Annotated in this window: 23 protein-coding genes and 1 tRNA gene; 19 read left to right on the top strand and 5 right to left on the bottom strand. The window is 46.0% G+C overall.

Going from position 1 to position 21,136, the window contains the following annotated elements:
* On the bottom strand, positions 1 to 1,068 hold the full coding sequence (gene hisC, locus ICN24_RS01835) for a histidinol-phosphate transaminase (protein WP_216220944.1): 1,068 nt from the start codon (positions 1,066 to 1,068) through the stop codon (positions 1 to 3).
* Between the two features lie 116 nt (positions 1,069 to 1,184).
* Between hisC and hisB the strand changes: the two genes are divergently transcribed.
* The 10 genes from hisB to tatC are packed head-to-tail and all read left to right on the top strand — an operon-like array spanning position 1,185 to position 6,839.
* Positions 1,185 to 1,772: an imidazoleglycerol-phosphate dehydratase HisB gene (gene hisB / locus ICN24_RS01840; protein WP_216220945.1), complete on the top strand. Its 588-nt coding sequence runs from the start codon at positions 1,185 to 1,187 to the stop codon at positions 1,770 to 1,772.
* Positions 1,773 to 1,822: 50 nt separating this feature from the next.
* Complete coding sequence (gene hisH, locus ICN24_RS01845) at positions 1,823 to 2,479, top strand: imidazole glycerol phosphate synthase subunit HisH (protein WP_216220946.1); 657 nt, start codon at positions 1,823 to 1,825, stop codon at positions 2,477 to 2,479.
* Positions 2,480 to 2,491: 12 nt separating this feature from the next.
* The gene (gene hisA, locus ICN24_RS01850) at positions 2,492 to 3,253 is read left to right on the top strand and encodes a 1-(5-phosphoribosyl)-5-[(5-phosphoribosylamino)methylideneamino]imidazole-4-carboxamide isomerase (RefSeq protein WP_216220948.1); all 762 of its coding nucleotides are present in this window, start codon (positions 2,492 to 2,494) and stop codon (positions 3,251 to 3,253) included.
* Entirely contained in the window at positions 3,253 to 4,011 is a 759-nt protein-coding gene (gene hisF, locus ICN24_RS01855) for an imidazole glycerol phosphate synthase subunit HisF (protein ID WP_216220950.1), read from the top strand. Before hisA ends, hisF begins: the two co-directional genes overlap by 1 nt.
* A 51-nt stretch (positions 4,012 to 4,062) precedes the next feature.
* Positions 4,063 to 4,476: a phosphoribosyl-AMP cyclohydrolase gene (gene hisI / locus ICN24_RS01860; RefSeq protein ID WP_216220952.1), complete on the top strand. Its 414-nt coding sequence runs from the start codon at positions 4,063 to 4,065 to the stop codon at positions 4,474 to 4,476.
* A 33-nt stretch (positions 4,477 to 4,509) separates the two neighbouring features.
* Entirely contained in the window at positions 4,510 to 4,911 is a 402-nt protein-coding gene (locus tag ICN24_RS01865) for a phosphoribosyl-ATP diphosphatase (protein WP_216220953.1), read from the top strand.
* 14 nt (positions 4,912 to 4,925) lie between these two features.
* Positions 4,926 to 5,282, top strand: a complete 357-nt coding sequence (locus ICN24_RS01870) for a histidine triad nucleotide-binding protein (RefSeq protein WP_216220954.1) — start codon at positions 4,926 to 4,928, stop codon at positions 5,280 to 5,282.
* 16 nt (positions 5,283 to 5,298) lie between these two features.
* A complete protein-coding gene (tatA, locus tag ICN24_RS01875; protein ID WP_216220955.1) occupies positions 5,299 to 5,520 on the top strand; it encodes a Sec-independent protein translocase subunit TatA in 222 nt (73 codons plus the stop codon).
* A gap of 38 nt (positions 5,521 to 5,558) precedes the next feature.
* Positions 5,559 to 6,035, top strand: a complete 477-nt coding sequence (gene tatB / locus ICN24_RS01880; protein WP_216220956.1) for a Sec-independent protein translocase protein TatB — start codon at positions 5,559 to 5,561, stop codon at positions 6,033 to 6,035.
* Positions 6,036 to 6,068: 33 nt separating this feature from the next.
* A complete protein-coding gene (gene tatC / locus ICN24_RS01885) occupies positions 6,069 to 6,839 on the top strand; it encodes a twin-arginine translocase subunit TatC (RefSeq protein WP_216220957.1) in 771 nt (256 codons plus the stop codon).
* Here the strand turns inward: tatC and ICN24_RS01890 are convergent.
* Positions 6,836 to 8,293: a tetratricopeptide repeat protein gene (locus tag ICN24_RS01890; RefSeq protein ID WP_216220958.1), complete on the bottom strand. Its 1,458-nt coding sequence runs from the start codon at positions 8,291 to 8,293 to the stop codon at positions 6,836 to 6,838. The two genes, tatC and ICN24_RS01890, sit on opposite strands and share 4 nt — an antisense overlap.
* Positions 8,294 to 8,501: 208 nt before the next feature.
* Between ICN24_RS01890 and ICN24_RS01895 the strand changes: the two genes are divergently transcribed.
* Both ICN24_RS01895 and ICN24_RS01900 read left to right on the top strand, forming a co-directional pair.
* On the top strand, positions 8,502 to 9,710 hold the full coding sequence (locus tag ICN24_RS01895) for a porin (RefSeq protein ID WP_216220959.1): 1,209 nt from the start codon (positions 8,502 to 8,504) through the stop codon (positions 9,708 to 9,710).
* Positions 9,711 to 9,877: 167 nt separating this feature from the next.
* The gene (locus ICN24_RS01900; RefSeq protein WP_216220961.1) at positions 9,878 to 12,067 is read left to right on the top strand and encodes a tetratricopeptide repeat protein; all 2,190 of its coding nucleotides are present in this window, start codon (positions 9,878 to 9,880) and stop codon (positions 12,065 to 12,067) included.
* Here the strand turns inward: ICN24_RS01900 and ICN24_RS01905 are convergent, their stop codons facing one another.
* The 3 genes from ICN24_RS01905 to mscL are packed head-to-tail and all read right to left on the bottom strand — an operon-like array spanning position 12,068 to position 15,879.
* Entirely contained in the window at positions 12,068 to 14,215 is a 2,148-nt protein-coding gene (locus ICN24_RS01905) for a glycosyltransferase family 41 protein (RefSeq protein WP_216220964.1), read from the bottom strand.
* Positions 14,216 to 14,271: 56 nt separating this feature from the next.
* Positions 14,272 to 15,441 carry a Do family serine endopeptidase gene (locus tag ICN24_RS01910; protein ID WP_216220966.1) on the bottom strand — a complete coding sequence of 390 codons (1,170 nt, stop codon included), beginning with the start codon at positions 15,439 to 15,441 and terminating at the stop codon, positions 14,272 to 14,274.
* Positions 15,442 to 15,456: 15 nt separating this feature from the next.
* Positions 15,457 to 15,879 carry a large conductance mechanosensitive channel protein MscL gene (mscL, locus tag ICN24_RS01915; RefSeq protein ID WP_216220969.1) on the bottom strand — a complete coding sequence of 141 codons (423 nt, stop codon included), beginning with the start codon at positions 15,877 to 15,879 and terminating at the stop codon, positions 15,457 to 15,459.
* 137 nt (positions 15,880 to 16,016) lie between these two features.
* Between mscL and petA the strand changes: the two genes are divergently transcribed.
* The 7 genes from petA to ICN24_RS01950 all read left to right on the top strand — a co-directional run bounded on the left by petA (position 16,017) and on the right by ICN24_RS01950 (position 21,111).
* Complete coding sequence (petA, locus tag ICN24_RS01920; protein ID WP_216220970.1) at positions 16,017 to 16,619, top strand: ubiquinol-cytochrome c reductase iron-sulfur subunit; 603 nt, start codon at positions 16,017 to 16,019, stop codon at positions 16,617 to 16,619.
* Positions 16,620 to 16,629: 10 nt separating this feature from the next.
* Entirely contained in the window at positions 16,630 to 18,030 is a 1,401-nt protein-coding gene (locus ICN24_RS01925) for a cytochrome bc complex cytochrome b subunit (RefSeq protein WP_216220972.1), read from the top strand.
* A gap of 31 nt (positions 18,031 to 18,061) precedes the next feature.
* Positions 18,062 to 18,835, top strand: a complete 774-nt coding sequence (locus tag ICN24_RS01930; protein ID WP_370623089.1) for a cytochrome c1 — start codon at positions 18,062 to 18,064, stop codon at positions 18,833 to 18,835.
* A 103-nt stretch (positions 18,836 to 18,938) separates the two neighbouring features.
* Complete coding sequence (locus tag ICN24_RS01935) at positions 18,939 to 19,550, top strand: glutathione S-transferase N-terminal domain-containing protein (protein ID WP_068320223.1); 612 nt, start codon at positions 18,939 to 18,941, stop codon at positions 19,548 to 19,550.
* Between the two features lie 29 nt (positions 19,551 to 19,579).
* Positions 19,580 to 19,987: a ClpXP protease specificity-enhancing factor gene (locus ICN24_RS01940; RefSeq protein WP_216220974.1), complete on the top strand. Its 408-nt coding sequence runs from the start codon at positions 19,580 to 19,582 to the stop codon at positions 19,985 to 19,987.
* Between the two features lie 18 nt (positions 19,988 to 20,005).
* A tRNA-Thr gene (locus ICN24_RS01945) sits at positions 20,006 to 20,081 on the top strand.
* A 73-nt stretch (positions 20,082 to 20,154) separates the two neighbouring features.
* Complete coding sequence (locus tag ICN24_RS01950) at positions 20,155 to 21,111, top strand: hypothetical protein (protein ID WP_216220976.1); 957 nt, start codon at positions 20,155 to 20,157, stop codon at positions 21,109 to 21,111.
* Positions 21,112 to 21,136: the final 25 nt, after the last annotated feature.

A 21,136-nucleotide genomic window follows, 5' to 3' on the forward strand; every position in this document is an offset into this window, starting at 1 on the left:
TTAGCTCAGAATTTCTTTTAAAGCGGCGACGAGTTCGCCACTTTGTTCATCCGTACCAATAGTAATGCGCAAGAACTCTTCGATACGAGGAGATTTGAAATGACGCACAATGATGCCGCGCTCTCGCAATGCTTGATAGAGCTTGGCTCCAGCATACTTTGGATGACGGGTAAAAATAAAATTGGCCGTCGAAGGTAAGGTGTCAAAGCCCAAGGTGTTCAATTGCGCTACAAGCTTTGAACGGGTATTGCTGACCTTGGCGCTAGTATTCTCCAAGTGCGCTTGATCTTCAATGGCTGCAATAGCACCCGCTTGTGCAAGCCTGCCTAAGGGGTAGGAGTTAAAGCTATTCTTGACACGCTCCAAGCCCTCAATCAAGGCTGGGTGGCCAACTGCAAACCCTACGCGCAGCCCTGCTAGCGCTCTGGATTTAGAGAGCGTATGCACAACCAACAGGTTTTCTGGGCAACTGTTGCCACGCAACAGTGGAATGCATGATTCAGTGCCGTAATCAACATAGGCCTCATCAATGACCACTACAGAATCTGTATTGTTCGCGAGTAGTTTTTCAATTTCCGAGCGGGCAATAGATCTGCCGGTTGGGGCGTTCGGATTGGGGAAAATGATGCCGCCATTTGGCGTGTTGTAGTCGCCAGTATGAATTTCAAAATCAGTTCCTAGGGGAACGGTTTTGTATTCGATGCCAAAGAGTTTGCAGTAGACCGGATAAAAACTATAAGTGATATCCGGAAAGTGAACAGGCTTACTTTGTTTTAATAAACCTGCAAAAACGTGTGCCAGGACTTCATCCGAACCATTCCCTAAAAAAACCTGCTGAGGTGAAAGGCCGTGCAAAGTGGCAATCGCCTGTTTTAGGGCTGCGCCCTCAGGATCTGGATAGAGGCGCAAATCATCGTTTGTTTGATTGCGGATTGCTTCAAGCGCTTTTGGGGATGGGCCGTAAGGGCTTTCATTCGTGTTGAGCTTCACCAACCGCTGCATTTGCGGCTGCTCCCCAGGAACATAGGGGGTTAAAGTTTGAACAACGGGGCTCCAAAAACGGCTCATGAGGGTACTCTGGTCAAAAATCAGAAAGGGAGTGAAGCAATTTCAGCATTTCAATATCTTCTAGGAATGATATTATGAGGCTTCAATCAACACTTCGCCTCGCGGCGCAATGAAGCATGCGGCAAGCCGACGTTACCCGAAATACTTCGGAAACCAAAATTCAAATTTCCATCAATCTGGATGGTACTGGCAAGGCTGAATTAGCCTCTGGCGTACCTTTCTTAGACCATATGTTGGATCAGATAGCCCGTCACGGCATGATTGATCTCAAGGTAGTTGCCCAGGGCGATACCCATATTGACGATCATCACACTGTGGAAGACGTGGGTATTACATTGGGTCAAGCCTTTGCAAAGGCGGTTGGTGATAAAGCGGGAATTACCCGCTATGGCCACTCTTATGTTCCTTTGGATGAAACCCTGTCTCGTGTTGTGATCGATTTTTCAGGTCGTCCAGGCCTAGAATTTAATGTGCCATTTACACGTGCTCGTGTTGGTGATTTTGATGTCGATCTGAGTATCGAGTTTTTCCGCGGGTTTGTGAACCACGCAGGCGTGACATTGCATATTGATAATTTACGCGGCATTAACGCACACCACCAGATTGAAACGGTTTTCAAAGCCTTTGGTCGCGCTTTGCGCATGGCCTTAACCTTGGATTCACGTGCGTCAGGTGTAGTTCCATCAACTAAAGGCAGCCTCTAATCTAGATATTTCTAGTTGCCCGTTAGATCACAGCAAAGATAGGCTTAATTTTGGCGCAAAACATTGCGATTGTTGATTATGGAATGGGCAATCTCCGTTCTGTGTATCAAGCATTTCATCATGTTGCACCTGATGACAATGTATTGATTGCACATCATCCAGAAGAAATTCGTTCAGCAGATCGTGTGGTGTTGCCGGGCCAAGGGGCAATGCCCGATTGCATGAAGCACCTTGAGGAATCTGGTCTTTTGGATGCTCTATTAGAAGCCTCCAAAAGCAAGCCTTTATTAGGTGTTTGCGTCGGTGAACAAATGCTCTTTGAGCGTAGTGCCGAAGTGCGTGCCAATGAGGATTGGACGCCTTGCTTAGGTCTGATTCCTGGACAGGTCCAGCGCTTTGAGTTGGCCGGTAAAAAACAGCCCGACGGATCTGCCTATAAAGTTCCTCACATGGGCTGGAATCAGGTGCGTCAAGACTATGCCCATCCGATTTGGAATGGAATACCTGATTTAAGCAGTTTTTATTTTGTCCATAGTTACTATGTTGTGCCGCAGCGCAAAGAAGATATTGCGGGCTCTACTGAATATGGCGATTGGTTTACATCTGCAGTAGCAAGGGATAATATTTTTGCAACGCAATTTCATCCCGAAAAAAGTGCAGAATACGGATTAAAGCTTTATAAAAATTTTGTTTCTTGGCAACCTTAATACTTTATTGACATGCTGCTGATTCCTGCGATTGATCTAAAAGACGGCCACTGTGTTCGACTTGAGCAAGGTGATATGGACAAAGCCACGGTTTTCTCTGAAGACCCGGGCGCGATGGCGGCACATTGGATTAGCAAAGGCGCACGCCGTTTGCATCTGGTTGATCTCAATGGAGCATTTGCTGGCAAGCTCAAAAACGAGTCTGCAATTAAATCGATATTAAAAGCGGTTGGAGATGAAATCCCAGTGCAGCTTGGTGGCGGTATTCGCGATCTTGAAACGATTGAGCGATTATTGGATGACGGTATTAGCACTGTCATTATTGGAACGGCTGCCGTTAAAAATCCAGGATTTGTGCAAGATGCTTGTACCGCGTTTCCGGGGCATGTCATGGTTGGTTTGGATGCTCGTGACGGTAAGGTAGCAACGGATGGCTGGAGCAAAATTACTGGCCATGAGGTGATTGATCTTGCCAAGAAATTTGAAGATTGGGGCGTTGAAGCCATTATCTATACCGATATTGGTCGTGATGGCATGCTCAAGGGTGTGAATATCGAGGCGACGATCAAATTAGCGCAAGCGATTCGGATTCCTGTGATTGCTAGTGGCGGCTTATCAAATAACCACGATATTGAAGCGCTCTGCAAGGCCGAAGAAGAGGGTGTTATGGGCGTGATTGCTGGCCGTTCGATTTATGCTGGCGATCTTGATCTAGCAGCGGCACAAAAATATGCTGACGAGTTAACACTCAAGTACGCAAAGAAACTCATCTAGTGCTAACTAAGCGGATTATTCCTTGTTTAGATGTAACTGCAGGGCGCGTTGTTAAGGGCGTGAACTTTGTCGGCTTGCGCGATGCCGGTGATCCAGTAGAGATTGCTAAGCGCTATGACACTCAGGGCGCCGACGAGCTCACTTTTTTAGACATTACTGCAACATCTGATGGGCGCGATTTAATCTTGCACATCATTGAAGATGTTGCATCACAAGTGTTTATTCCGTTAACCGTTGGTGGTGGAGTTCGAGTAGTGGCTGATGTGCGCCGTTTGCTTAATGCAGGCGCAGATAAAGTGAGCATGAATTCTTCTGCAGTAGCTAACCCAGATTTGGTTTCAGATGCTGCTGCTTATTACGGATCACAATGTATTGTGGTTGCGATTGATGCTAAGCAAACGGAAGCTGGAAATTGGGAAGTATTTACGCATGGTGGCAGAACGGCTACGGGTAAAGATGTAGTGGCATGGGCGCGTGAGGTGGCCCAGCGTGGTGCAGGCGAAATTTTGCTCACCAGCATGAATCGTGATGGCAGTAAAGATGGTTTTGATTTGGCGTTGACCGCCGCAGTAAGTGATGCGGTTTCGGTTCCAGTGATTGCTTCTGGTGGCGTCGGTAATTTGCAGCATTTAGTTGATGGCATCACCAAGGGTCATGCCGATGCAGTCTTGGCGGCGAGTATTTTTCATTATGGTGAGTACACGGTTCAGCAAGCAAAGGAATACATGGCCTCCCAAGGTATTCCAGTTCGCATTTGATTTAGCTCAACAGCACTTCAAGATTTGCTCGATTCCCTGTAAAGTTCAGGTATGAACAAACTTCAGAACACCTTCGTCCCCGTAGAGTCCATTCAAGCAGGTCCATGGCTGGATGCAGTTACTTGGAACGACCAAGGTTTGGTGCCGGTGATTGCGCAGGAATTCGGAAGTAAAGATATTTTGATGATGGCCTGGATGAATCGGGATGCGCTTTTAGCAACCTTGCGCCTAGGTGAGGCAGTGTATTGGACGCGCTCACGACAAAAGCTTTGGCATAAAGGTGAAGAATCTGGTCACACTCAAAAAGTGAAAGAAATTCGTTTAGATTGCGATGGAGATACGATTTTATTAATCGTAGAGCAAAAGGATGGCATCGCTTGCCATACCGGTGAGCACAGTTGTTTTTTCCAGCAGTGGGATTCGGCTAGCTCTTCTTGGGTTGATGAGTCTCAGTTGGCGAAGTAAATGCCGCTTGAATAAAAGACATAAAATGAAGCTATGAGCAATTCAGTAAATAAACCATCTAATTTGGATTCTGCATTGGCCCACTTGGCTGATGTGGTTGATCAGCGTCGAGAGTCGTTTAAGGCGGGTACCGCCGACCCCAAAACCTCCTACACTGCCTTACTCTTTTCCAAAGGGGATGATGGCATCCTGAAAAAGATTGGCGAAGAGGCGACGGAGACGGTCATGGCTGCCAAAGATGTACGCAGCTCTAATTTAGCTGCTGAGCAGAAAAAGCTATTGGTTGGCGAGATGGCTGATTTATGGTTTCACTGTTTAATTGCCCTTTCACAATTCAATTTGCGCCCCGAAGAGGTGCTTGCTGAGCTTGAGCGTCGCTTAGGAACTTCTGGTATTGAAGAAAAGGCTGCCCGAAAAGCTGCTGGCCATGATTGAGGCCCAAGGAAGCTATGTCACACGATCCTAATTGCTTGTTTTGTAAGATTTCTCAAGGCTTAATTCCGTCCCAAAAGGTTTATGAAGATGACGAGATCTATGCTTTTAAAGACATTAATCCCGCTGCACCAGTGCATTTCTTGATCATTCCCAAAAAACATATTCCCATGTTGGAGTTGGCGGAAAGCGGAGATGCCCCTTTGCTGGGTAGAATGATGGAATTAGCGCCCCGTCTTGCCAAAGAGCAGGGCTGCCGCCCTGGTAGGGATGGTGGCTTTAGATTGATGGTGAATAACGGAGCAGATGGTGGGCAGGAGGTATATCACCTGCACCTGCATGTAATGGGCGGTCCCCGCCCCTGGAAAAAATAATCCAAGGAGATTAGAGATGGGTTCATTTAGCATTTGGCATTGGTTAATTGTGTTGGTCATCGTCATGTTGGTATTTGGTACCAAGAAATTGCGCAACATTGGCCAAGACTTGGGTGGCGCAGTAAAGGGTTTCAAAGACGGCATGAAGTCTGCAGATGAACCAAAAGAGCAAATTACTCAAGGCGCAGCTACCGCAGAAAAAACGGTTGATGTGCAGGCCAAAGACCTCAACAAATAATTGCTGATTACTCGACTACAGATTGGTGCAGTTTTTAAATGATTGATTTAGGAGTTTCTAAACTCGCACTGATTGCGGTCGTTGCATTAGTTGTTGTAGGGCCAGAGCGACTGCCTAAAGTAGCGCGTATGGCAGGCAATCTTTTTGGGCGTGCTCAGCGTTACATGGCGGATGTGAAATCCGAAGTCAATCGCCAGATGGAGATTGAGGAATTTAAAAAATTCCGCGAGGAGAGTGCCTCCGCTTTAAAAGAGGTTGAAAACAGCATCGGCTCCATTGCAAAAGAGGCTAACGCCAATCTTACAGATCAGGCGGATATTTTTGAAACCCCATTTGAAAAGCCTGCTCTGGATGAAAAAGAGGTGTTGCGCAAGACAAAGCGTCAAGGGCGTAATAGTTGGGGGGTGCGACGTGCGGCAAGGCCTATATGGTTCAAGCGTTCAGCGGGGGTGCGTACTCGAGTTCAATCTGGCGCGGCCAGAATGAAACGCTTTCATCATAGTGCTGGCAAATAAACCTGATCAGCTACATAACAAAAATAGATAGGCATGACAGAAAACCACACCACTGAAGATTCAGGACTGCAAGAATCTTTCTTGTCGCATTTATTTGAGTTGCGCGATCGCGTTATTAAAGCTGCGCTCGCAATCATTGTGGTATTTGTTTGCCTGGTCTATTGGGCGCCTGATATCTTCCATCTTTTTGCCCAGCCATTACTGAGCGCTTTGCCTGCTGGTGGAAAAATGATTGTGACTGATGTCACCGGCTCCTTTTTTGTGCCAATGAAAGTCACGATGTTGGTGGCCTTCATCATTGCACTACCGGTGGTGATGTATCAGCTATGGGCATTTATTGCACCTGGCTTATATCTGCATGAGCGTAAATTAATTCTGCCGCTAGTAGTAAGTAGCTACACCTTATTCATTATTGGTATGGCGTTTGCTTACTTCCTCGTCTTTCCAACCGTCTTTAAGTTTATGGCTAGCTATAACGCACCTTTAGGCGCGGAAATGTCTACTGACATTGATAACTACCTGAGTTTTGCCATGACCACCTTTTTAGCTTTTGGTATTACTTTTGAAGTGCCAGTAGTGGTAGTGGTATTGGTTCGCATGGGCATGGTTCCGCTTGCGAAGTTAAGAGAGATTCGGCCTTATGTGATCGTTGGCGCATTTGTGATTTCTGCAATCGTGACGCCACCCGATGTACTTTCGCAATTGCTCTTGGCAGTGCCAATGACTCTGCTCTACGAATTGGGCTTGTTGGTAGCCCGCTTGTATGTGCCTAAGGTCTCAGAAGAGGATCAGCCAGCGGACTAAGCTAGTTCAGTGTCTGCTGGTTTGAGGTTTTTAGAAAAAGTCGTCCTCAACCAACTCGTTACCTGATCGAAGCGATAGCGTCTTTGTCGGATATTGCCCTCAAGATCAAGTTCTGCGCCAGCAAAAGCTTTGCCTGCAGCTAATAGCGCGCGGCGCTGCTGAATCGTTTCAATCTGAATCAATCGAGGCAATATTTTTGGTAGTTCCCAGCGAATATCGACCACTACACAATGCTCGAGCTGCAATTGGCCGACTTCACAAAGCAATAACTCCGCCTTACTAAAGTTAAATTGGTTTGCAACAATAATGCGATGGCACAGTAATAACCAATCTTGATCTAGTTTGTGTTCGGCATGGTGATTGATTGCTTGCTCGGCGTAAAGGGCTAAGTCGTACCAATCATTTTTGGCAGGGTTGGGGCAGCTCTCTAAAATTTTATTGAGTAATTCCTTGGCCTCTGTAAGGCCTTGTTGGTTGGCTTGCCATACCCAGTAAGAGGCTTGTAGACCGCGCACTTTTTCTTCAATCTTCTCGCGTTTACGCCAAAGACTTGCCCCTTTTCTGAGTTGGGCTTGTGCATGCCCAAGATCGGCGGCGCGATCAAAGCAACGATCACTCTCAGTAGCGTTGTATCCAGAGAATTGAGGTCGACGATAAATTTCACCTAAGGCATACCAAGCATCACGATCACCATCCTTGGCTGCTAACTCTAACCAATGCGCCGCCTTTTTCAGAGAAGCATTCGATTTGCTTTCTGCGCCATCTAGTTGTGCCAGACGCAGTCCTAGAGTGAGCTTGGCGATTGTGAGACCGAACTCTGCTGCTTGCATGAGAGCGTCTTCGTTCTCATCTGCCAGCCACGCATTCCAAAGCGATGAGAGCGCTTCATTTTTTGGTTGCAACTTAATGAGGAGCTCTTTCGCATGAGCGGCAAATACGCCACCACCATCTGCGAGCTCTTGTAAATATTGGCGCCCGATTTTTTGCAGGCCGCCAAAATCCAAGTTGGCTAATGACTCGCTAAGGCCGGCCCCCGGTTTTCTTTTTAACCAATCCATCAGCTGGGATTGAATTTCTTCATTGCTGGGATTGACCAAGAGATTGGCAAGTTGCCATTTCGCTGCCAGTGTCGAGTTAGATTCCTGGCTTTCTTGCGCAATTTGCCAGAAAGACTCCCATCCAAACTGAAAGGCGGGTGAGTTAACAGTCTCAACCAGCGGAATATTGGCCATCTGATTGAGAATCTTTGCAATTTCAGACGTATTTGAGCTTTGTGCTTCAGGCCCTTGATTTTTCAGGGATAAATATGATTTTTCTAGCCAAATCAAGGCATTAGCGGGCTGAATGGGTGTTTTAAAGGCGCCAGTAAGATAGGCTTCTGCCAATTTTTGTTGCGCGGATACATCACCTGTACGCGCTGAACTAAGGATTTTTAAGAATTCACGGCTTGCCATATGACAATTTTGGCATTCAAAGGCTATAAAAGACAGAAAACAAAGGCCTTGTTGCCCTGATACAACGAAGAAAGCCAAAAAACTGCCTTTTGACAAGCAAAAAGAGGTCATAAATACCCTTACCCCCAGTCTAGCAAGGCAAAGGACGGAAAATTCATAGGTCCCAGCTTTATTTGGGCATTACTTTCAATTTATGGAGATTTACAGAATGAAAAAATCGCTATTTGCAGTTGCAGCTTTGTCAGCTATCGCTGGCGCAGCTCAAGCTCAGTCCAGCGTAACCGTATACGGTATCGTTGACGCTGGTTATGTTGGTTCCAACCAGAAATTGGCTGGTGCACCTTCTACTACTCAACCTGTTGGTGCTTCCAGCAGCGCGTTTGGTCAAAGTGCTGAATCTACAAGCCGTTTAGGTTTCAAAGGTACTGAAGATTTGGGCGGCGGTTTGTCTGCATTCTTCACTGCTGAAACAAGCTTGACACCTAACGATTCAAACATGTCTACTTTGAATAACCGTCAATCATTTGTTGGTTTGAAAAAGAATGGCGTAGGTCAATTCGCTTTCGGTACTCAGTACACCACAATCTTTAATGCTGCTGCATTGACAGATCCAGGTAACTTGAACAACGTTGCTGGTAACGTTGTTTATGCTGTTTCCCCAGTTGGCGGCCTTAACGGTAAAGTTGCTAACCCTGTAACTGGTGCTACTGGCACAGTTAACAGCACAAGCGTAACAGGTCAAACTGATGCGTTTGCAACACGTGCTGCGAACCAATTGTCTGTTGCGTCTGACACATTTGCTGGTTTCCAAGTAAATGCAATGTACACATTGAACAATTCAAACCAAACTCAAACTAACTCTTCAACTGGTGGTAGCACAAACTACAACGGTTGGGGCCTTGGCGCGAACTACACTTGGAACAAATTGTTCTTGACAGCTAACTACCAAGCTTTGAAGAGCACTCAAACTGCTTATGCTTCATTGTCTTCACCATTGCCAGCAATTTGGGGCGGTGCTGCATACCAAGGCGTTCAAACTCAAGACAACCAGTCATACATCGCTGGTACATATGACTTCGGTATCTTGAAGGCATACGCACAATGGGTTTCACGTAAAGCAACTGATACACAAAACTCTAACTACTACGCTAAGCGTAATGCACAACAGTTGGGTGTACGTAGCTACATCACTCCAACAATCGAGGCATGGGCAAGCGTTGGTAACGGTAAAGTTACAGCATTTGGCGTATCAAACCCATCTGCTAACTTCACTGGCTATCAGTTAGGTGGTAACTACTACATCAGCAAGCGTACAAACTTGTATGCGATCTATGGTTCAAACCAAACTGCTGCTTCAACAGCTTCAACAGCGTACAGTGCAAACAACTACGCTCTTGGCGTACGTCACACTTTCTAATTGTGAGCTAGCGTAAGCTAGTGAACAATTTGTAAGTTGTACGTAGTAGCAATTGAAAGCCCACCATGAAAATGGTGGGCTTTTTTCTTATATCAACCCCCTGTGGTCTTGTATTACTCAAATCGCAATCGGTTTAGTATTAGGACAATCATTCAATACAGGACACTATGACTCCCCAGATTGGCAGCCTTCTGAATCAGGCGGTTCAGTACTTTCAAAACGGTAATCTCAATACAGCAGAGCGCCTTATTAAGCAGGTGCTACAGATGCAACCTAAAAACTTTGATGCATTGCATATTTTGGCGGTAATCAAGGGAGTTCAGGGCCAAGCTGACGAAGCTAAAAAACTATTTGAAAAGGCTATACAGATTGATCCCAGGAATAACTTTGCGCGGTTTAACTACGGCAAAGCGCTCTCTGAGATGGGTAGGGATGAGCAGGCGCTTCCCCAGTTTCAGTCGGCGACGCAATTGGCTCCAGCACACATTGATGCTTGGCTTGCGTTTGGTCGAAGCTTGGCAAAACTCAATAGAACCGAAGAAGCGTTACAAAAATTCGAAGTAGCGCTGTCACAAAACCAGGGCTCAGCAGAAGCATGGGTGAATCGTGGTTTGGCTCTCATGCAGTTAAAGAAATATGAGGAAGCCAAAACTTCTTTTGAAAGTGCCCTCAATATTCAATTTCATCTGGCAGAAGTGTGGGCTTATCGAGGTAATGCTTGTCTTGAATTAGGCAATCATCAAGAGGCTATCAATAGCCTTAATAAATGCCTTGAACTCGACGTCAACAATATACAAGCGCACTATTTACTTGGAAATACGTATACAGCCCTAAAAGAATTTGCGGCAGCAACCCAGGCTTATAGCAAGGCAATTGATTTGGACGGCAATCATGCCGGCGCTCACAATAATCGTGCTTATGCTCTTTTAGAGTCAAGAGAATTTAAGGCGGCAATTGCAGACTTTCAAAAAACGCTCATGCTGGCACAGGATGCCCCGCACACTTTGGGCGCCTTAGCCTACGCAAAGCTTAGAACTGGGGAATGGACTAGCTTGCAGTCGATTTTGGCTGCCATCCAAGGTGGCTTATTGGCTGGGGAAAGGGTGAGCTCACCTTTCCCTATTCTGGCATTTTTCGATGATCTAGGATTGCAAAAAGCTGGCGCCCAAACTTGGATGAACGAAAAGTACTCACACATTCAGCGCACTCGCCCTGGCTTTCAGAGTATTGCTAACCGCAAAATTCGGATTGGATATTTTTCCGCCGATTTTCAGGAGCATCCAGTGGCGTTTTTAACGGCTGAATTATTTGAATTGCACGATAAGGATCGTTTTGAGCTTTATGCATTCTCCATGGGACCTCACTCTACTGGAGACATGCGCAAGCGTTTACAAAATTCTTTTGACCACTTTATGGAGGTCGGCGCTTCCTCTGACGAGGAAGTGGCCAGCCTCTCTAGAAAGCTGGGTATTGATATTGCTGTTGATTTGGGTGGGCTCACAGCTGGAAGTAGAAGTGGAATTTTTGCTTATGGTGCAGCGCCTATTCAGGTCAACTATTTAGGCTATGCGGGCACTATGGGCTCTGCCGCCTATGATTATCTGATTGGCGATCGCCAGGTTATTCCCGAGTCAGCTCAATCGGCATATGCAGAAAAAATTGCTTACTTACCAGCCTGCTTTCAGCCCAATGATCGACAGAAAGTAGTTGCTGAGCTCATCAAGGGTAAGGCGGATTATGGGCTGCCAGAAAATGGCTTTGTCTTTTGCAGCTTTAATAATGCCTACAAAATTAATCCAGAGGTATTTGATTCCTGGATGAAAATTTTGCTCGCTGTTGAAGGAAGTGTGCTTTGGTTATCTGAAGACAATGCAGAGGTTTCCCTGAATTTACGCAATGAGGCAAGCAAGAGGGGGGTTGATCCGAATCGCTTGATTTTTGCTAAGCGCACTGAATCGATGGCAGAGCATTTGGGCAGACAAAAAATGGCTGACGTATTTTTGGATACTTGGCCATTTAATGCTCACACTACGGCGAGTGATGCTTTGTGGGCTGGCCTTCCTGTATTGACCCGAGAGGGTGGTACTTATGCAAGTAGGGTGGCAGCAAGTTTATTAAGGGCTATAGGTCTTGATGAACTCATTGCTACCAATACAGCAGAATATGAAGCTTTGGCGATTGACTTGGCCGCCAATCCACAAAGGCTATTGCAGATTAAACAAAAGTTATCTGAAAACAAACGCACTACTCGTTTGTTTGATACGCCTGCTTATGTGCTGTCTTTGGAGGATGCGTATTTAAAAATGCTGGAGCGTGGCTTACAGGGCTTGCCGACCGATACCATCTACGCAGACTAACTACTGGCGGGCAATTTCGAGTAGAAATTGATTTAAAGCCTTTACTGGTGCGAGATCTTCAAATAAGAGGTGTTTGGAAGCAGCAATCTGCTGTTTGATGGCGTTTCGATATTGATCATCATTCGCCAATTGAGCAACTTTCTCAATAAAGACCTGTACAGATGGACAAATCAGCTCATTTAAGTCTATGCGCTTGAGAATCCCAGAGGCCAATCTACCGCGCATAAACTGACCTTCATACGTTACCACTGGAAGATCGCATTCAATCGCTTGTATAGCAGTATTAAAACCTGAGAAGCCGATCGTATCGATAAAGACATCGGCAATCTTGATAAGCCCATAAAACTTTTCTGTCGATAGTTTGGGAGCAAAAACTAGGTGATCGGCCAGCTTCAGGCCGCCACGCTCAAAAACAACAGAGAGTCGTTCTTTGAGAAGGTCTACTGGCATGTCTGGAAAGTTAAAGAAAACAAGTTGGGCATCTTTTACGCGTTTGGCAATTTCTAGCAAGGCGTAATCAAATTGCGGTGCGTACTTGAATGGGGTCCCAGGACATAACAAGATTGGACGGTCTGGATTGAGGCCTAAGTCAGCAGCGTTAATCTCTTGTACCGCTCCTTTGTAGGGGGTATAAAAGCAACCCAAATTGGGTAGCGTGACCAATTTTTCGGAGTAATACTGCTGTGAAGCTTCGGTTTCAAAATTAGCCGCAGAAATATAGTAATCAAGATTTGGCAGTCCCGTAGTTTCTGGGTGACCCCAAGTAACAATTTGTTTTTTTGCCAATCTGAGGTTTGCTAGTTGGCAAGTAAGTCTATCCATGCCCACTTCCGGAAAAAGGGCGATATCTAAGTTTTTTGCCGCAATAATATCTGTCCATTGCTCGATGGGGAGATTGCCTTGTGTGTAGCTTGAAGAAAGCGTTTTGGCAAACTCAGTTTCCGCATCCTGGGTGTCTCCCAAGTGGAAGAGGTGGATATCAAAATGTTCTGCATTGAGATTGGCGAGCCAACCCTTGGTGATGGCATTCCACACCGAATGGGTGTGGATATGGCTACTGATGATGCCCAAGCGAATCTTGCCAGTACTCCCTTCTTTTTGCTGTTGTGAAGGTTGTAAGGGACTCATGAGGCGCTTGCAAATATCGCCATAGCGAGACAGTACCTGCACATTGCTTTCTTCTTGATAGGCCAAGAAGAAAGGCTGATGACTGCCGACAACCTTGTAAGCCTCAGCTTGAGGATGTGATTTCACCCACTGATCTAAAGCATCAATTTCTTGAGTTAAATGATGACGATATTGTTTGGGATCCGCATCAATGGCATAGATTTTCGGAATTTGTGATAGCGCTTTGGCAAAGCGAGCTTCTAGGGATGTGGGTTCAATCGCGATAGCACGTTGGTAACACTCAATGGCCTTTTGAGTTTGCACTAGCTCATCGTAGTTATCACCGTTATTCACCAGCGCCTCTACGCACCCTGGATCTATTGCTAAGCAACGATCAAAAAATTGAATGGCAGTTTTGTAATTCTTGAGCGATTGAAATAGGGTGCCACAGTTGAAATAGGCTTCTGCATAATTTGGCTCAAGTGCAATAGCTTTTTCATAGCTCTTGATGGCGTCATTAAATTGCCTTAGCTCTTGTTGCGCATTGCCTAGGTTGTTATAAGCTAGTGCGTAGTCTGGGGCAAGCGCCAATGCGCTTTTGTACGCATCAATCGCTTCTGCATAGCGCCTCAGTGCCTGCAAGGCATTGCCTTCATTAAAAAATGCATCAACGTGATGAGGGGCAATTGTTCTCGCTTGCCTGAAGTCTGCCAGAGAAAGTTCATGGCGCTGCAATGCTGCTTGAGCAAGTCCGCGGTTCAAGAAGGCATTGGCATCTAGTGGATTTGCAGCAATGGCTTTGGTGATGAGTTCAACCGAGCGTAGGAAGTCATTTTGCTGAGCAGCAATCACCCCCAGATATTGCAATGCTGGAGCAAAATTGGGCTCGAAAACCAGCGCCGATTGATAGCACGCGTTTGCGCCTTCTAAATTGCCGGCTTGATGAAGCTGCAGACCTTGATTAAATTGTTCAATTGCTTTTGGCGACAGAGCTTGCGCTGAGCCGTTGCTTACATTGGGATGAATTGGATCGGAGGCCATTGCGATGATTCTACCTTGCCAACTATTGCACCTGAGGCAACTGAGAGGCCGCAGATTTAATGACTAACCTTGGGTTTGGGGCGCTTACCGATGCGGGCTTGAAGCTCGATGACCTTGCCTTTGCGTAGGATTTTTACGGGGACATCTTTGCCGGGGTCTAATTGTGCGACTTGATTGAGCAAAGAGCGCACATCATTGATGGGGTTCTGGTTGATTTCGATCAGCACATCCCCGGGCTTCATGCCAGCCCGGTCAGCAGGGCCGCCTTCTAGTATTCCGGAGAGAAGTACGCCCCGTGTTCCTTTGGGTAGGTCTAGTGACTCCAGGAGTTCTTTGGATAAATTTTGCGGTTCGACACCAATCCATCCGCGGGTAACGCTGCCGCCCTGAAGAATAGATTCCATCACTTGCTTTGCAAGATTAACGGGGATAGCAAATCCAATTCCCATTGAGCCGCCATTATTTGAAAAGATGGCGGTATTAATTCCAATTAAATTTCCACGAGTATCAACCAGTGCTCCACCAGAATTTCCAGGGTTAATTGAAGCATCTGTTTGAATAAAATTTTCAAACGTATTGATTCCAAGGTGATCTCGACCTAATGCGGAAACAATGCCCGAGGTAACGGTTTGTCCAACACCAAATGGATTGCCAATAGCAAGCACGACATCACCGACATGCACCGATTCAATTTTTCCAAAAGTAATCGGCGTTGGTAATTGTGAGGCTGCAATTTTAAGTACCGCGATGTCAGTTTCTGGATCGCTACCAATCGTTTTTGCAGAAAACTTTCTGCCATCAGCAAGCGACACTTCGATGTCATCCGCCTCGCTAATCACATGATGGTTGGTGAGGATAACTCCCTCGGGGCTTACCAGTACGCCTGATCCTAGGCTGGATTTGGGCTCTTCATCCGGGGCTTCATCACCAAAAAAGAATTTAAAGAATGGGTCGTTAGAGTCATTTCTTTTTTTGGATTTGGGTTTCGTGCTCGCCTTACTGGTAAAGATATTGACCACTGCAGGCATCGATTTTTTGACTGCCTCATGATAGGAGCCTGGGCTTAAAGACTTACCATCATATGCACCTTCGCTCAGAGTAACTCGCTCTAATAAATTATTGCTAGTGCGATTGAGCCACTCTGGTTTGAGTGTGCTCACAATGAACCAGAGGGCTAAAAAAATGGTTATTGTTTGCGCAAACAATAACCACAGGCGATTAAACATTTTTACCTAGAAAAATTATTTTTTTAAGCTATCGCGAATTTCGCGTAACAACACAATGTCTTCCGGGGTTGGTGGTGGAGGTGGTGCATCCATCACGCGAATTTTGTTCACTACCTTGACCATCTGGAAAATTACAAAAGCCAAGAGCAGGAAATTAATCGAGATCGTGATGAAGTTGCCATAGGCAAAAATAGGGACCCCAGCCTTTTTGAGCGCATCAAAAGTCCTAGGTACACCCTCTGGGACATGGCCCAAAACGATAAAAAGGTTGGTGAAATCAATGTGACCCCCCAAAAGCGTCGAAATTACCGGCATCACGATGTCGTTGACCAGGGAATCGACGATTTTCCCGAAAGCGCCGCCAATAATGACGCCGACGGCTAAATCGATCACATTTCCCTTGACCGCAAAGTCCCGAAACTCCTTTAAAACGCCCATAAATGCTCCCTTTTTTATCCGAATACTGATTAACCCGAGATTAACCCCATAACTTTCTTGCTTACCCCACTTTTTACTTTAAAATCCTACCTTTAAGCAATTTCCACCCATAAATACCCTTTTTAGGAATTTTGTAAATGAGTGACAAGCCCTGTATGGACAAGGATCGCCGCAACTGGCTGATCGCCACTTCCGCAGTTGGTGGCGTAGGCGCGGCAGCAGCCCTTTACCCTTTTGTGGACAGCTTTGAGCCATCTGAGCGTGCTAAGGCCGCCGGTGCAGCTGTTGAGATCGATATTACGGGCATGCAGCCTGATGAGATGAGAACCGTTGAGTGGCGCGGTAAGCCAGTTTGGGTGATTCGTCGCACACCAGAGCAAGTCGCTGAGCTATCTAAGCTTGACGGCGAGTTGGCAGATCCAAATTCATTGCGCGATCCTTCTCAATTTACGCCTCCTTATGCCCAGAACCAGTGGCGCTCCATCAAGCCTGAGTACTTGGTAGTAGTGGGTATTTGTACGCACTTAGGTTGTTCTCCAACCGCTAAATTTGAAGCGGGCCCACAGCCTTCCTTGCCAAATACATGGCCAGGCGGCTTCCTTTGCCCATGCCACGGTTCAACTTTTGACATGGCCGGCCGTGTTTATAAGAACAAACCAGCCCCAGACAATCTTGAAGTGCCGCCTCATATGTACTTGAGCGATACCAAGATTCTGGTTGGCGATGATAAGAAGGCCTAAGGAGAGATAAATGGCATTTCAAGAAAAACAAGTTCCAGCAGATGCGCCTGTATCGCAAAAGGTGTTGGCTTGGGTTGATTCCCGTTTCCCGCTGACATCCTCGATTAAGGCTCACCTTACCGAGTATTACGCACCTAAAAACCTGAACTTTTGGTACTTCTTTGGCTCTTTAGCCATTGTTGTTTTGGCTTTGCAAATCATTACCGGAATCTTCTTGGTAATGAACTATAAGCCTGATGCAGCTAAAGCATTTGATTCTGTTGAATACATCATGCGCGAAGTACCGTGGGGTTGGTTAATTCGTTACCTCCATTCCACTGGCGCATCTATGTTCTTCGTCGTGGTTTATATGCATATGTTCCGCGGTTTGATCTACGGTTCTTATCGCAAGCCACGTGAATTGATCTGGATCTTTGGTTGCGCGATTTTCTTGTGTCTCATGGGCGAAGCTTTCTTTGGCTACTTGCTCCCTTGGGGTCAGATGTCCTATTGGGGCGCTCAAGTGATCGTGAACTTGTTCTCTGCAATCCCATTCATTGGTCCAGACTTGTCTTTATGGTTGCGCGGTGATTATGTTGTGGGCGATGCAACCCTCAACCGCTTCTTTGCGTTCCACGTGATTGCAATTCCATTGGTATTGATTGGTTTAGTTGCCGCTCACATCATTGCTTTGCACGAAGTTGGCTCAAACAATCCAGATGGTATTGAGATCAAAGAGAATCTCGATGCCAATGGCCATCCAGTAGACGGCATTCCATTCCACCCTTACTACACCGTCCATGACGTATTTGGTTTGGGTGTCTTCTTGATGATCTTTGCGTGCATCGTATTCTTTGCTCCAGAGATGGGTGGTTATTTCCTTGAAGCCAATAACTTCATCCCTGCTAATCCATTGCAAACGCCTCCGCACATTGCACCGGTTTGGTACTTCACTCCGTTTTATTCCATGTTGCGTGCAACGACATCAAACTTCTTGTTGCCACTATGGATTTTCTTGGCAGTGATTTTGGGCATGTTTGCACTCAAGGCTAAAGACCTGAAGGTTAAGGGTGCTTGTGCTGCAATTGCGTTGGCATTAGCCGCTGGCTTCTTCTTGTTTGATGCAAAGTTCTGGGGCGTTGTGATCATGGGTGGTTCTGTCGTGATCATGTTCTTCTTGCCTTGGCTTGATCATTCTCCAGTGAAGTCCATTCGCTATCGTCCAGATTTCCATAAATATATTTATGGCGTGTTTGTGGTGAGCTTTGTGATCTTGGGTTACTTGGGAATTCAGCCACCATCACCAGTATTTGAAAAGATTTCTCAGGTTTGCACGATTTACTATCTGGGCTTCTTCTTGGGAATGCCGTTTTGGAGCACGCTTGGCACGTTCAAGCCGGTACCAACACGCGTTACTTTTAAGTCTCATTAATTCAGACACCAAAGAGAAATTAGGAACTAGCATGAAACGAATTCTGCAAACTTTGATGGGCGTCTGCCAAGCAACGCTTTTGGTTGCCGCTATCAGCTTGACTGGTGCAGCTAACGCTAATGAGCACGGCTTTCCTTTAGACGCCGCTCCCAATCGCGTTAGCAACAACGCATCATTGCAAAATGGCGCAAAGTTGTTTGTGAACTATTGCTTGAACTGCCACGCAGCCTCTAGCCTACGTTACAACCGCTTGCGCGATATTGGCCTGACCGACCAACAGATCAAAGACAACTTGATATTGAATGATGCCAAGGTTGGCGATTTGATGACCATCTCCATGACACCAAAAGAAGGTAAAGCTTTCTTTGGTAAAAATCCACCCGATTTATCGGTTGAGGCGCGTGCTCGTGGTACAGATTGGCTCTATACCTACTTGCGTACTTTCTACAAAGATGACACCACCCAAACTGGTTGGAATAACTTGGTTTACCCTAAAGTAGGTATGCCTCATGTTTTGTGGCAATTGCAGGGTGAGCGTGCTGCTAAATTTGAAGAGCGCAAAGACCCGCATGACGAAAGCAGAACAGAAGAAGTTTTTGTTGGCTTTGAGCAATTAACACCAGGCACGATGAAGCCGCAAGAGTATGACGACAATATCGCTGACTTGGTTGCATTCATGTCATGGATGGCTGAGCCAGTTCAATTGGAGCGTAAGCGTCTAGGCGTAGTTGTTCTCTTGTTTTTGGCGATCTTCACCCTCTTGGCGTGGCGCTTGAACAAGGCTTACTGGAAAGATATTCACTAAGATTTATTCATGGGCTCTGATGAGCCCATGAAGCAAATAGATTTAAAGCCGCCGTTAGTTATGCGTTTGTTGTATTGAAGTAGAAATTTAAGGAAATAAATTTATGATGGTGTTGTACTCGGGCACTAACTGCCCATTCTCGCAACGCTGCCGCTTGGTGCTTTTTGAAAAAGGCATGGATTTTGAAATCCGCGATGTCGACTTGTTTAACAAGCCTGAAGACATTTCTGTGATGAACCCTTATGGCCAAGTTCCTATCTTGGTCGAGCGTGATCTGATTTTGTATGAATCAAACATCATCAATGAATATATTGATGAGCGCTTTCCTCACCCACAGTTGATGCCGCCTGATCCAGTAGCGCGCGCCCGTGCACGTCTCTTCCTCTTCAATTTTGAGAAGGAATTGTTTGTTCACGTTGCCGCTCTTGAAAATGAAAAAGGTAAGGCCGCTGAAAAGGTTCATGAAAAAGCGCGTTTGGCTATTCGTGATCGCCTGACCCAATTGGCCCCAATTTTCGTAAAAAATAAGTATATGTTGGGCGATGAATTTTCAATGCTTGACGTTGCTATTGCTCCACTTTTATGGCGCCTTGAGCATTACGGTATTGATCTTTCCCGCAATGCTGCGGCTCTTTTGAAATACGCTGAGCGTATTTTCAGCAGACCTGCATATATTGAGGCTCTGACACCTTCAGAAAAGGTGATGCGCCGCTAAGCAATTCTGGCGGTTCATTTTCGGTCGGCATGTCTGACGTTCCAAGCAATAAACCCTATCTAATCCGTGCACTACACCAGTGGTGCACGGATTTTGGTTTTACGCCATTTATTGCCGTATTTGTGGATGCTCGGGTTGAAGTCCCAATGGAGTTTGTGAAGAATGACGAAATCGTCTTGAATCTGTCTCTTGAGGCTTGCCATCAGCTACAGATGGAAAACGATTGGATCAGTTTTCAGGCTCGATTTGGGGGTGTCCCCCGTAAAATCATGGTTCCAGTAAGCCATGTTCTAGCAATTTATGCGCGGGAAAATGGTCAAGGCATGTCTTTCCCGTTTGACCCCGCTCAGGCGCGTGATCTTCATATTGCTGATTCCTCGGATGAGGAGCCAGAAAAGCCTAAATCTGGCAGACCCTCCTTACGGGTTGTGAAATAGGATAAAATATCAACCGTTGCCCCTTTAGCTCATCTGGTAGAGCAACTGATTTGTAATCAGTAGGTGGTCTGTTCGAGTCGGACAAGGGGCACCAAAAATTCAATACGTTCAATCAAGATTGGGCGTCAGGCGAAAGCCTTCAATCAATAGCTAAATAAGTGTGAATGATGGCTTCTGAGAAATCTCCGGATTACTACCTTCAGGCCCTCATTAAGGCTAATCAATCAGACAGCAAGCAGACATTGTTCCATCGTGTTGAGCACGGTGGGTTTGGCGCAATTACTTCGCGCTTGATGACCGGCTTAAATATTTCTTTAGCCTTAGATTCCAATTATTCTTTTTTGATCGACTCTCCTTATGTTGTCGAGGGGATGTTTGATATTGGCGTTAAACAGCCAATTGAAGTGGCGCAACATCAAGAAATTATTGAGTGGAATTTTCTCAGGGACACCTGGAATGCCCCTCCGCAAATAAAGGCAGATCATCAATATCCTGCATGCCCTATTGAGGCTGGTGCTGACTTGACCAGACATCAATGGTGTGCAGTTTTGGCTAAAGCAATTTGTGGAACTCCAAGTGCCTTCTTAAATACAGAAATTGAGCGCTTAAAAAATGCAATTCATTGGGATGCGTACGATCTCCATATTGGCTTGCATATACGACGTGGCGATAAAAATACTGAGTGCCCTTATATCCCAACAGAGGCCTATTTATCTCAAATTCAAAAATTACTTCAAGCAAATCCGGGCAAGAAGGTATTGGTATTTTTATCAAGCGATGATCCAGAGGCTTTAGGGCATGTTCGCGCCAGGTTGAATGGGGTGGATGTGGCTTGGGATGAGACTGAGGCACGTTACAACAACTTTAATGCTGGCATGGTTGCGAGCAATCCGGCCTTGGCGCAACAAGAAAGTGCGACAGCCGCTAAAAATATTTCATTGCTTGGCGATTGTGATTATGTGATTGGTATGTCACATGCTCAATTTACTTGGCTTGGTGGGTTACTCGCAGTATTTAATCATCGGCTAGATGCAAGCCGACACATCATGCTTGATCCTCATACTGGTCAGCGTGGTCATTGGGCTGCTTTCTATGGGTTTCCTCTTCAAACCCTATTGTTGTAATCAAACTTCATAACCTGAAATCAAG

Origin of the sequence: Polynucleobacter sp. UK-Kesae-W10 (assembly GCF_018881575.1) — a bacterium.
Classification (GTDB): Bacteria; Pseudomonadota; Gammaproteobacteria; order Burkholderiales; family Burkholderiaceae; genus Polynucleobacter.

What these genes read in the sequence shown, in the direction of transcription:
- hisI (WP_216220952.1), top strand. Translation starts at nt 4,063, where the DNA reads ATGAACAAACTTCAGAACACCTTCGTCCCCGTAGAGTCCATTCAAGCA.
- tatC (WP_216220957.1), top strand. Translation starts at nt 6,069, where the DNA reads ATGACAGAAAACCACACCACTGAAGATTCAGGACTGCAAGAATCTTTC.
- ICN24_RS01865 (WP_216220953.1), top strand. Translation starts at nt 4,510, where the DNA reads ATGAGCAATTCAGTAAATAAACCATCTAATTTGGATTCTGCATTGGCC.
- ICN24_RS01900 (WP_216220961.1), top strand. Translation starts at nt 9,878, where the DNA reads ATGACTCCCCAGATTGGCAGCCTTCTGAATCAGGCGGTTCAGTACTTT.
- tatB (WP_216220956.1), top strand. Translation starts at nt 5,559, where the DNA reads ATGATTGATTTAGGAGTTTCTAAACTCGCACTGATTGCGGTCGTTGCA.
- ICN24_RS01890 (WP_216220958.1), bottom strand. Translation starts at nt 8,293, where the DNA reads ATGGCAAGCCGTGAATTCTTAAAAATCCTTAGTTCAGCGCGTACAGGT.
- petA (WP_216220970.1), top strand. Translation starts at nt 16,017, where the DNA reads ATGAGTGACAAGCCCTGTATGGACAAGGATCGCCGCAACTGGCTGATC.
- ICN24_RS01950 (WP_216220976.1), top strand. Translation starts at nt 20,155, where the DNA reads ATGGCTTCTGAGAAATCTCCGGATTACTACCTTCAGGCCCTCATTAAG.
- hisB (WP_216220945.1), top strand. Translation starts at nt 1,185, where the DNA reads ATGCGGCAAGCCGACGTTACCCGAAATACTTCGGAAACCAAAATTCAA.
- ICN24_RS01925 (WP_216220972.1), top strand. Translation starts at nt 16,630, where the DNA reads ATGGCATTTCAAGAAAAACAAGTTCCAGCAGATGCGCCTGTATCGCAA.
- mscL (WP_216220969.1), bottom strand. Translation starts at nt 15,879, where the DNA reads ATGGGCGTTTTAAAGGAGTTTCGGGACTTTGCGGTCAAGGGAAATGTG.
- tatA (WP_216220955.1), top strand. Translation starts at nt 5,299, where the DNA reads ATGGGTTCATTTAGCATTTGGCATTGGTTAATTGTGTTGGTCATCGTC.
- ICN24_RS01910 (WP_216220966.1), bottom strand. Translation starts at nt 15,441, where the DNA reads ATGTTTAATCGCCTGTGGTTATTGTTTGCGCAAACAATAACCATTTTT.
- ICN24_RS01930 (WP_370623089.1), top strand. Translation starts at nt 18,062, where the DNA reads ATGAAACGAATTCTGCAAACTTTGATGGGCGTCTGCCAAGCAACGCTT.
- ICN24_RS01935 (WP_068320223.1), top strand. Translation starts at nt 18,939, where the DNA reads ATGATGGTGTTGTACTCGGGCACTAACTGCCCATTCTCGCAACGCTGC.
- ICN24_RS01905 (WP_216220964.1), bottom strand. Translation starts at nt 14,215, where the DNA reads ATGGCCTCCGATCCAATTCATCCCAATGTAAGCAACGGCTCAGCGCAA.
- hisC (WP_216220944.1), bottom strand. Translation starts at nt 1,068, where the DNA reads ATGAGCCGTTTTTGGAGCCCCGTTGTTCAAACTTTAACCCCCTATGTT.
- ICN24_RS01870 (WP_216220954.1), top strand. Translation starts at nt 4,926, where the DNA reads ATGTCACACGATCCTAATTGCTTGTTTTGTAAGATTTCTCAAGGCTTA.
- hisA (WP_216220948.1), top strand. Translation starts at nt 2,492, where the DNA reads ATGCTGCTGATTCCTGCGATTGATCTAAAAGACGGCCACTGTGTTCGA.
- ICN24_RS01940 (WP_216220974.1), top strand. Translation starts at nt 19,580, where the DNA reads ATGTCTGACGTTCCAAGCAATAAACCCTATCTAATCCGTGCACTACAC.
- ICN24_RS01895 (WP_216220959.1), top strand. Translation starts at nt 8,502, where the DNA reads ATGAAAAAATCGCTATTTGCAGTTGCAGCTTTGTCAGCTATCGCTGGC.